Origin of the sequence: Microbacterium sp. HSID17254, assembly GCF_003989315.1 — a bacterium.
Taxonomy (GTDB): Bacteria; Actinomycetota; Actinomycetes; order Actinomycetales; family Microbacteriaceae; genus Microbacterium.
The window spans coordinates 1-777 of the sequence record NZ_RBLT01000188.1; the positions used below are offsets into that span (position 1 = coordinate 1).

The window sequence follows — 777 nt, forward strand, 5'->3', positions numbered from 1 at the left end:
GAACCCGATGTGCTGCAGGCGGTAGAGGATGTTCATCGCGCAGTGCTTGAGGCCGTCCTCGTTGCCGGTGAGCCGGCACCCGGCGAAGCGGCCGTAGTAGGCGTACTGGCCGCGCGGGTTCAGCACACCCGACTAGCCGTACAGGCGCTCGATCACCCGCTTCGTCACGGAGCTGTTGTCGCCCAGCCCGATCGGTCCGCCGATGACGAGGATGTCGGCGGCGAGGACGCGGTCGCGGAGGGCGGGCCACGCGTCGGTGTCCACGCCGTGCTCGGTCCTGTCGGGCCGGACACCCGTGGCGCTGTCGTGGTCGACGGCGCGGAACCGGTCGGCGACGCCCCCGTTCGGCTCACTGATCGCGCTGCTGTGGTCGATGCCGCCCTGGGTGCGGCTGCGGCCGGGGGAGCGGTTGAGTGTGCAGTTGACGTAGGTCGCGCGGAGCCCGGTGAAGTCGGGGCTCCCGGGCGTCGCGGGCGCGTCGGTCGGTGCGGGGCGGGTCACCCGGCGAGTGTCGGGTCCGGCCGGTCCCGGCGGATCGGTCGCCGGATCGGTTGCCGGGACGATCCGGACGGCGCGGTTACGGTGGTACGACCGACCGGTCGTGCCACGGAGGGCCGGCGGGACGGGGCTGCGGTTCCGTCCTGGCGGGAACCGCCGACGCTACACAGCGGGGCGCCACGCCGCGGAGCCGGGCGGCCACCCCGCGCCGCACAGCGTCGCGACCGTCCATGTCCACCTCCGCGCTGCGCTGCAGACGCGCCGGCTCCCGGGCAGCGC

1 protein-coding gene is annotated in these 777 nt (G+C 74.4%); it reads right to left on the reverse strand.

All coding sequences use genetic code 11. The annotated features are described in order from the left end of the window. Nucleotides 1–132 precede the first annotated feature (132 nt). Entirely contained in the window at nt 133–501 is a 369-nt protein-coding gene (locus tag D8M34_RS18500; RefSeq protein WP_202976305.1) for a hypothetical protein, read from the reverse strand. Nucleotides 502–777 lie beyond the last annotated feature (276 nt).